The 9,494-nt window shown below is 59.2% G+C and carries 10 protein-coding genes; 4 read left to right on the top strand and 6 right to left on the bottom strand.

The genetic code is table 11. The features are described from left to right. Nucleotides 1-117: 117 nt before the first annotated feature. Nucleotides 118-1,326 (bottom strand): phosphatidylinositol-specific phospholipase C1-like protein, encoded by a 1,209-nt coding sequence (locus P792_RS24545; RefSeq protein ID WP_031240200.1) that lies wholly within the window; start codon nt 1,324-1,326, stop codon nt 118-120. A 122-nt stretch (nt 1,327-1,448) separates the two neighbouring features. Then, nucleotides 1,449-2,708 carry a phosphatidylinositol-specific phospholipase C1-like protein gene (locus P792_RS24550; RefSeq protein WP_235075411.1) on the bottom strand — a complete coding sequence of 420 codons (1,260 nt, stop codon included), beginning with the start codon at nt 2,706-2,708 and terminating at the stop codon, nt 1,449-1,451. A gap of 418 nt (nt 2,709-3,126) precedes the next feature. Between P792_RS24550 and P792_RS24555 the strand changes: the two genes are divergently transcribed. Then, entirely contained in the window at nt 3,127-3,747 is a 621-nt protein-coding gene (locus tag P792_RS24555) for a trans-aconitate 2-methyltransferase (protein WP_023977938.1), read from the top strand. A 119-nt stretch (nt 3,748-3,866) separates the two neighbouring features. Beyond that, entirely contained in the window at nt 3,867-4,034 is a 168-nt protein-coding gene (locus P792_RS39605; protein WP_081866709.1) for a lysozyme inhibitor LprI family protein, read from the top strand. 200 nt (nt 4,035-4,234) lie between these two features. On the opposite strand, the gene P792_RS24560 is transcribed toward P792_RS39605, so the two are convergent. Beyond that, nucleotides 4,235-4,960, bottom strand: a complete 726-nt coding sequence (locus P792_RS24560; protein WP_161630814.1) for a hypothetical protein — start codon at nt 4,958-4,960, stop codon at nt 4,235-4,237. 128 nt (nt 4,961-5,088) lie between these two features. On the opposite strand from P792_RS24560, the gene P792_RS24565 reads away from it, so the two are divergent. After that, a complete protein-coding gene (locus P792_RS24565; protein ID WP_023977942.1) occupies nt 5,089-5,544 on the top strand; it encodes a GNAT family N-acetyltransferase in 456 nt (151 codons plus the stop codon). 61 nt (nt 5,545-5,605) lie between these two features. Here the strand turns inward: P792_RS24565 and P792_RS24570 are convergent, their stop codons facing one another. After that, nucleotides 5,606-7,297 (bottom strand): thiamine pyrophosphate-binding protein, encoded by a 1,692-nt coding sequence (locus tag P792_RS24570; protein ID WP_023977943.1) that lies wholly within the window; start codon nt 7,295-7,297, stop codon nt 5,606-5,608. A gap of 168 nt (nt 7,298-7,465) precedes the next feature. On the opposite strand from P792_RS24570, the gene P792_RS24575 reads away from it, so the two are divergent. After that, complete coding sequence (locus P792_RS24575; protein WP_023977944.1) at nt 7,466-7,945, top strand: Lrp/AsnC family transcriptional regulator; 480 nt, start codon at nt 7,466-7,468, stop codon at nt 7,943-7,945. Nucleotides 7,946-8,310: 365 nt separating this feature from the next. Here the strand turns inward: P792_RS24575 and P792_RS24580 are convergent, their stop codons facing one another. Further along, nucleotides 8,311-9,078, bottom strand: a complete 768-nt coding sequence (locus tag P792_RS24580) for an SDR family oxidoreductase (RefSeq protein ID WP_023977945.1) — start codon at nt 9,076-9,078, stop codon at nt 8,311-8,313. A gap of 72 nt (nt 9,079-9,150) precedes the next feature. Continuing rightward, nucleotides 9,151-9,494: transketolase-like TK C-terminal-containing protein (locus tag P792_RS24585; RefSeq protein WP_023977946.1), on the bottom strand; the 344-nt coding region annotated here is incomplete at its 5' end.

Consider the following 9,494-nt stretch of genomic DNA (forward strand, 5'->3'; position numbering starts at 1 on the left):
CCTCGTCTTCGGTGAAGGGGGAACTACCAGCCCTCATTGTGTTTGGCAACAGGGGGAAAGAAAGAATTTTGCATTTTCTTCCCCTTACCCCTGTTTTCCTGTGTTCCGGGGCGGCGCTCAGAGTTTGGGCGCGGTGGGTTCCAGCGCCGAATCGCGGCAGGAAGCAGGGGCATTGACCGGGTTGCAACGCATCATGGCCCCACCCGGAAATGACACGCTGTAATCGTGCCAGCGGGCAGGGGCATAAAGCGGATAATCCGTGCTGATCAGCTGTGCGCCATCCTTGAATGCGGTCTGACGACGGGCAATATCGTTGTGACGCGCCTCCAGCGTATCGCCATCGGCACGTGTTCTAATGAGATAACCCTGTCGGACCAGATCGGGCACGATCTTTGCCGCTCTGGCATTATCTACCGCCTCGAACTCACCGATCTTCTTGCCTACAAAACCTTCGTTGATTTCAGTAAAGGCACATGTCGGCTCGCCGGGCCGGCCATTGGGAAAGATCAGCCGTCCCTTGAGCGCCGGGTGCCCTACCAGATAGCGCGCAGTGTCATGAGGGCGCTCGAACACGAAGACAATCTTGCCCCGGGCTTTGGCGAGGCTGGGCCAGCCTTTGCTGCGTATGGCCGTGTTCAGATCCGGGGCGTCACCACGCACATCATCCGGCGCCAGAATACGGTTGCGTCCGAAAACTTCCAGCAGTTCGGCGTCAAGACGGTCATAGGTGGCCGGAGTGAAAATTTCAGGCTGCGTGAAGGGGACTTTTCCCGGTGGCGCGGATTGCTTCGTCTCCAGATCGACGAAAATCGGCAAATGCCCCGGATGGGCGTCTGACCAGGTGTGGATGATGCCAAGGCAGGCCTTGAGCGGCTGGCAGGTCGAACGCTGGTCGATATCGACGATATGCATGACCTTGAAGTCATTGCCTTGCATGATGGCTGGATCGACAGGATCGGCCTCCGGGGTGAGGCCTGCCTTGCGCAGCCAGTCGGGACCCTTGGGATGGGCATAACGCCCGCCCTTCATGTCGGCATAAAGGTCGAGCTCGATTTGCCTGATACCGTGATCGAACTGCACGGAAAGCGGCGCGTGCTGATAGTCGAGCGTGATTGCGGCGTCAGGAGCGACTTTTGAAAGCCACTGCATGGTGACGGGCGACATGGCGGCACGGTAGGAATTATGGGTGCCAATCACCTGAATTTCGTTGAGGTGAACTGCCTCGTCGGGCGATGCCGGCACGGCGCCTGGCGCATTCTGCGCATGACCGGACGATGAGAGTACCGTGAGCGCGGAGGCGGCGAGAAAAAGAGATAAGCGTTTCATGAACATGTCTCGGATCGTTTGGTCTGGACATGAAGAAATGGAGCAAGAGGCGGAAATATCGGCATGACATTCCCGCCGTCATCAAAGATTAACAGACCAGCATGATGCCGACGTCGGGTGCCTTATGGCTCAAGAGCCGAAGAGCGGCAGGAGGCTGGCGCATTGACCGGATTGCATCGGGCCACCAGCCCATGCCCGAACCCGACCGAGTAGTTGTGCCAGGGTGCTGGCTCGAAGGTTGGATAATCGGTGCTGATCAACTGTGCGCCGGATGAAAAAGCCACGTCACGACGCTCAAGCGCATTCTGACGCGCCTCGATCGTGTTGGCATCGGCCCGGGTGCGCACGAGATAGCCCTGTTTCACGAGGGCAGGGATGGTCGTTGCCGCAGCCTTGTTGTCCACCGCATCGCTGCCATTGCCCTTGGCCCCGATGAATCCCTCATTCACCTCGGTAAAGCCGCAATCCGGATTGCCGGGATGCGCATTGGTGAACACGATACGATTGCGCAGGGCCGGGTGATCCTTGACGTAGCGTGCCGTGTCATGCGGGCGATCAAACAGGAACACGATCTTGCCCCGTGCCTGTGACAGCGCAGGCCAGCCATGCTTTCTGACCCCTTCATCGAGTGTCGGGGCATCGCCACGCACGTCATCGGGGGTGATGATGCGATTGCGACCGAAAACAGCCACAAGCTCGGCGTCTAGCCGGTCGTAAGTGGCTGGCGTGAAAACTTCAGGAGGCGTGAAGGGCAGCTTGCCTCCGCCAAAAGGGATATCCTGCTTGGTTTCCAGATCGATGAAGACCGGTACATGGTTGGGGTGGGCGTCAGACCATGCCTTGATCTGTTCAAGACAGGCGCGGAAAGGCTGGCAGCTCGATCTCTGATCGATATCGACAATATGCATCACCTTGAAATCCGTGCCCTGCATGGCCTGTGCCGGGGTCGGATCGGCATCGGGGGTCAGCCCTGCCTTTCGCTCCCATTCGGCACCTTTGGGATGGGCATAACGGCCGCCTTGCGTATCGGCATAGATGTCGATCTCGAGTTGGCGGACACCGTGATCGAGCTGGGCTGTCAGGGTGTCGTGATGATAATCGAGTGCAACCGCGGCCTGCGGGGAGAGGCTGGTCAGCCATTGCAGTGTCACCGGCGAGATATCGCGCCGATATGAATTATGGGTGCCGATCACCTGGATCTGGTTGACATGCACGGCGTCGTCCACGGCGTGTGAGATTGCGCGTGTTTCCAACGGGGCATGATCCCGGGCCCATGATGCTGGGGCAAAGGCAAACCCCACGGCAAGCCCCGAGACAAGCCCTGAGACAAGCATCGTGTGGCTGATTGTTGGAAATGAATGAGGCAGGTGGCGAAAGCGCATCGACAGATCCTGAAAAGGCAGGGATTGACGCGGCGCATCAAAGAGCATTGCAGAAGGAGCGACTACTCAAAACGGGGAAGTCATCAAGAATTCATCGAACAGAATTCAATTCGACATATAGTGTTGATCTGGCGTTGATGTGTGACTGGTTGAGAATTCAGATCAAGCAGGCAGTGAACTGTGCTGCCTCGGACCGACACGCATGGGAGAGACCTGCAAAGGCCCACACGCAGGCAAGGCTGCTCAGAACACATCACGCATTCCTTGGCGGTTGATCTGGCACGAGCTGGGGTTGTCATCGCGTTGGATAGGACGGTTTTTGCGCGGTCTGTATATGCCCATCCGGGCTAGAGGCCGGTATTTTATCGAGCCGGGCGGCAGGACAGAGAACCGGGGGTAGTATGAAGGGCAAGAGAACATGGAGCGTCGTCAGGATTACTGGGACAGGGTCTATACGGACAAACCCTCGACAGGCTGTAGCTGGTACGAGCCCTGTCCAACCCTATCGCTTGACCTGATTATGGAAGCGGCCCCCGGGAAGGGGCCGGTAATCGATATCGGGGGCGGGGCCTCATTCTTGCCCGACAGGCTTCTTGAAGCTGGATTTTCCGAGGTCACAAGCCTCGATCTTTCTGCTGTCGCCCTGTCTGGTGTTGCCAGACGGCTCGCGCCTTTCGGCACGCGGCATCATGTGATTGTCGCTGATGTCACGGCATGGTCGCCAGACAGGCACTACACGGTCTGGCACGACCGCGCGGCGCTGCATTTCCTGACAGAAGCCGCCGATCAGGCACGCTACGTTGCCGCCTTGCGATCAGCTCTCGCGCCCGGTGGCATTGCAGTCATAGGCGGTTTTTCCCCGGATGGGCCCCGTCGCTGTTCCGGCATGCCTGTGATGCGTCATGACAGCGCATCGTTGTGTGCTTTGCTGGGAAATGATTCTACCCTGCTCCGAACGGTCGATCACTTACATGAAACGCCGAACGGCACGACTCAGGCGTTTCAGTTCAATGTTTTCTCAAGAAATCATGAACAATGAAGAAGATCGCGCTTCAGTTCACCGTCGCTGTTCTTTGCGGCATTTCCCCTTCTGCCCATGCCCAGAGAATGAACGAGGACAGGCCGCTCATGGCAGCCTGTAGGAGCTAGGATGGGCAAATGGGACAGGCTGGAACTTATGACTGTTTTGAAAAGGTCAGGCGGCAGGAGGACGCTGCGCTCAACAGGGATTATCAACGAATAATTACCCTGTTTCAGCGTAGCGATCAGCCGCGATTAAGCGATCGTGAGGCGCTGAGGCAGGCTGAACGCAATTGGCTGGTCTAGCGGGACCAATTCTGCCATGCCGAATATGGGCGCTATGGCGGTGGGACAGCGGGCCCCCTCGAGCATGTCGCCTGTCTGGCCGCGCTGACACGCCGGCATCCCGAGGATCTGTTGGCGGGCTATGGCTGGCTTTTGACCAAGTTTGAAGTGCCGTGATCTGGCGAATGGCCCTGATTGCGGAGCGGGTCATTGATGGCGGGTTATCGTGGTGAAAAACCATATTCCTTGAAAAGGGTGCGAAGAATGGCACGTCGTCGCTCGGCTTGTTGCGTTGCCGCATTGATGGCCCAGAATGAAAGGTGAGGCATGTTCATGACGGGAATGGTCCGTCCGGCAATCGCGCATGTGCCTAAGTGAATTTTCCAGCCAGCATGATGCGCCTCGTGATTTTTGGTAAAATGCGCGCCTATTCCCTGTCTGAATGTATCGCGGTTGCCGTGCGTAAGGATTAATTCCGGCTGGATAGCGTTGATGAAGAATTCATGAACAGGGCGGCATTGCGCAATCGCGTTCTCAAAATTCATATGCAAACGCAGATTGCGCGACCGGGTAAATACTAGATTGCTCGCGGCAATCTTGCGTGTCTCCAGCCCCATCATCGCAAACAGTTTGCGTATACGGCGCTGTAACGGCGCCTCTCCTGAGGGTGAGTTTCTTGGCGGATCACCCCATGACTGGTCCAGAAACGCATTTATCCCTGCTCGGCTGGCAGCCAGTGCATGTCGTATGGTCCCGTCACGGTTGTTGTCAGGGCTCCCCCCGGGATTAAGCCCAAGGAAATAGACCGGACCCGGTACAAGCGTCATGACGCCGCTATAGAGGACGGCGCCGGATGCGTCGAGCAAGGTGCCTCCACCCTGAATTGGCTGGGAAGCCAGATACGCTTCGGCCCGGTCGAGAACGCTGTGTGGAAAAATGGCTGACAAAGGCAACGATCCTTGGGAAGGTGTGCCCATCATCAGGCAAATGCAGGAGAGCACAGGGGCCGCGTACGACTTTGCGATCATTCTCCTGCTCTGAAGCGGCTCAGGCAACAGGGAAGGCATATTGGCTCATGGAAATAGGGATCGACGATCTCTCCAGCGCGGAAAGCCGGGCGCTGCTAGCCTTGCATTTGTCGGGCATGGCGGAAAGTACGCCAGAGGCATTCCGGTTTGCCCTCGATCTCTCAGGACTGACCACGCCCGAGGTTACGGTATGGACTGCGCGTATCGAGGGTCGTGTCGCCGCCATTGGGGCGCTGAAGCAATTTGGAGAGGGGGTGGGCGAGGTCAAATCCATGCGGACCCACCCTGATTTTCTCGGACGTGGCGCTGGAGCGGCCATACTGGGCACGCTTATCGAGGCTGCCAGAGCGCATGGTCTGATGCGATTGAGCCTCGAAACCGGGACGTCACCATCGTTCGAGGCTGCGATAAGGCTCTATCGCCGCTACGGGTTCGAGAGTGGTCCGCCCTTCGGCCCGTATAAGGCCACCGCGCATAACCAGTTCTTCCATCTGGCGTTGTAAAAGCGGGTTTAGTGCAGCGAGGCCCCGTGTGGGGGCGAGGGCAGAACCCTCGCCGCAACATTCAGCGGCTGATCATGATCTCGATCAGATTGGCCTTGCCGCTCGCAATACCAGCCTGAATGGCGGGGGCGATATCGCCAGCGCGTGTCAGGCGCTGGGCAGGCAGGCCCATGGAGGTGGCGAGAGCCTGATAATCGATGGTGGGGTTAACGATATCCATTGCGATGAAGCGCCCGGTCTGTGCAGCCGTGTAGTTCTGCTGACCACGCATGAAGTTTTTCAGCACGTTATATTCGCAGTTATTCATGACAACGAAGGTGATGGGGAGGTGTTCGTGAGCAGCCGTCCAGAGCGCCTGAGGCGAATAAAGCGCCGCGCCATCACCCACGAGGCACACGACAGGCTCGCGCTTCAGGCCGAGTGAGCAGCCGATGGCAGCGGGCATACCCCACCCCAAAGCCCCGCCGCGCAGAAAGGAGTACTGAGACGGATCACTGCTTTCGAGAAAGCTGCGGACAAAGCCCGATGTTGCAATGGCCTCATCCACGATCGGGGTGTCAGGGCCGATAGCCCGTACGGCCTCACGCGCAGCCAGAATGGGTGGGATGACCGCCTCATTCATGGCCGCATCAGCGCGGCCATGAAGGGTGGCGCGCTCCGAGGCGCGCTGCGTGGCCGCTTTGCGGCGCAGGGCGTCATAGGCGGGGGCATGGGCAAGCGAGGCCTTTTCCACCAGTGACTGAAGCGCGTTGAGCGATGCTTTCAGATGGCCGCAGGTAGAAAGCGCCGTGGGATAGGTGCGCCCCAGATCGTTCACATCGGCAGAAAGCTGGTAGACGGTACACCCCTCAGGAATAGCCGAGCCTTCGGTGTAGAGAATGGTGATGAGCGATTTGCCGCCAATAGCGAAAATGGCGTCATACTGGGAGAGCACTTCGGCAATACCGCGCGCCGTGGTGGGCAGGTTACCACGCCATAGCGGATGGGCGGTCGGGAAAGGGACGCGCGAGGGCCACGAAGAGCCATAGACGGGCGCCCCCAGTGTCTCGGCCAAAGTTGCCGTTTCGGCAGCGGCGCGGCTGGCATGGATTTCGTCGCCTGCAATCAGGGCAAGGCGCCCGGGCGCGATGGCGGCAAGGGCATTTGCCAGTTCTGGCAGGGCGCCGGCGATGGCATTGCGGTCGATGCGTGAAGGGGCCCCGGCACTGACGGTGCTCATCTCCTCCATCACGTCCATGGGCAGGGACAGAAAGACCGGGCCGGAAGGTGCGGCATCGGCGTCGTGAAAGGCGCGCCGAACCAGCGTGGGAAGTTGCTCGGCAGAGGCAACTTCCTTGCCCCATTTCACCGCAGGCTCGGCAATTTTCAGAAGATCACCAAACAGGAGCGGATCGGTAACGGCGTGGCGCAGATCCTGCTGCCCTGCCGTGACGACAAGGGGTGTTTGCGAGACATGGGCGTTGAGCAGATTACCCATGCCATGACCCAGCCCGCCTGCTGTATGCAGGTTTAGAAAACCCGGTCGGCCCGCTGCCTGGGCATAGCCATCGGCCATGGCCACAGCGCTCGCCTCCTGCAGGGCGAGGATGTAGCTGATATCGGGCCTGCGCAGCAGACTGTCCATAAGAGGGAGTTCCGTCGTGCCGGGATTGCCGAAGATATACTCGACCCCCTCACTCGCGAGGATTTCGAGCAGGATATCGGCACCACTGCGGGCGTCGAGCGTGCTTGTCTTGGCGAAGCTGGCTGACATGGTCTGGCTCCAGAAAGGGCGTTTTTGCGGGATGTCGGCCAGTTGAGCCAGCATCCCTTTGCCGGAACGGTATCATGCAATCTTCTGATAAAAATTGCGTTTTCAGCTTCCAGAATGTAAATCACACGCATAAAATATGCGGCAAAAGATCATTTTTGAGGTATGAAGATGCTTGAAGATCTGGATGCGATTGACCGCCATCTGTTGCAGTTGCTTCAGCAGGATGCATCACGCCCGACGGCTGAGCTGGCCGAATCTGTCGGGCTCTCGCAGGCGCCATGCTGGCGTCGCATACAGCGCCTCAAGGAATCCGGAATCCTGCAAAAACAGGTCTATCTGGTGGATCGGCGCAAGATCGGGCTGAACGCGCAGGTTTATGCTCTGGTGAAGCTCACAGCCCATGCCCGCGCCAATCTGGCTGCGTTTGAAGAGGCTATACGCGAATTCCCTGAGGTGCAGGATTGCTATGTTCTGCTTGGCTCGGTCGATTTCATCCTGCGCATCGTGACGCGGGATATCGAATCCTACGAGCAGTTCTTTCTGAAAAGACTGGCCCTGATCCCGGGGATACAGGAGGTCAATTCAATGGTGGCTCTGTCGGAAATCAAGCACACGCTCGAACTTCCCATAGAGCGTCTTACCTCCTGAAGGCCGAGAATAAGCCCGTTTTCGAGGCCGAGTGCGCAGATCATCTGCGACACGAAACGCAGTGACGCAGGACAAGGCGTAGAGGGCGCGTCGAATGGGTTCAGCTTACAAGGCCGATATATCCGGCCTTACGTCCCGCCCCCCCCCCCCCCATGAGTAAAAACTGAACGGCACGACAATCCGGGATCAAAGGGGCTAACGCCCCTTTGCGGGTTTCAAGGCAGCGCCCTGAACAGCCGCGCCAGCAACAGGGTCTTTATCCATCTGCAGACGACCTGTGGAACGGACGAAAGACAGGGTGACGCAAAACAGGTTCCGCAAGCGCCCGTCCCTCTGAAGGTCTCAGGGCAGAGCCCTGCGCATTCTTACCAGCAGCAGAAACCGCCATCTACAAGCAGGTCGACCCCGGTGCAGAAGGACGCAGCGCGGGAGGAGAGGAAAATGGCGGGCCCCACCATTTCGCGCGGGACGGCAATGCGGTTCATGGGGGTGTCGTTCTCGAACACCTTCACACGCTCGGCCCATTCGGGGCGGGTGTTCATGGGGGTAGCGGTATAGCCGGGGCTGATGGTGTTCACACGCACGCCGCGCGTTGCCCATTCCATCGCGAGGCTTTTGCTCAGATGAATGACGGCGGCTTTGGACGCATTGTAATGCGCCTGCATCAGACCGCGATTGACGATCACGCCGGACATGGAGGCGATGTTGACGATTGACCCGCGACCATTGGCCAGCATGGCGCGACCCTCGGCCTGAGAGGAGAGGAAGACGCCTGTCGTATTGATATCGAGCACGCGCTGCCACTGGTCGCGTCCCATCTCCTCGGCCGGGGCGGCATTGGCGATGCCTGCGGCATTGACGGCAACCGAAAGCAGGCCGAGTTCGGCCTGTGTGGCCGCAATGGCGTCGGCCAGGCTGGTTTCGTCGGTTGCATCACCGGTGCAGACCAGCGCGGCACGTTTGAGACCGCGGATACGGTCGGCGGTCTCGTCGAGGCCCTGACGTGAGCCGGGGAGGTCGAAACAGGCAACCGAAGCACCGGCTTCGGCAAGGCCGATGGCGATCTGTTGCCCGATGCCGCTTCCGGCCCCGGTGACAAAAGCGACATCGCCGGAGAGATCGAAAAGGTCCATGAATTTATCCAGTATGGGTGGGGGCGGCATGGGTGGGTGCCGCCCGCAAAAATGCCGGGAAAGGGCGTGTTGTCAGGCGCTACGGCGTCTGGCGTGACGGGCGAGAAGCGCTTCGGCGCGCGTGACGACATTGGCTGTCGTGAAGCCGAAATGGCGGAACAGATCCTGTGCCGGGCCGGATTCACCAAAGCCCGTCATGCCCACGACATCACCATCGAGCCCCACATAACGCGACCAGTACATCGTGCTTGCGGCCTCTATGGCCAGACGGGTGCGCACGCCATCGGGCAGGACGCTTTCGCGATAGTCTGCGTCCTGGGCATCGAAGGTTTCGGGTGAGGGCAGGGAAACCACCCGGACCGCGAGATTCCGGTTGCGCAGGAGGGTGGCGGAGTCCATGGCCAGTGTGACCTCCG

Origin of the sequence: Asaia sp. SF2.1 (genome assembly GCF_000505765.1) — a bacterium.
Classification (GTDB): Bacteria; Pseudomonadota; Alphaproteobacteria; order Acetobacterales; family Acetobacteraceae; genus Asaia; species Asaia bogorensis.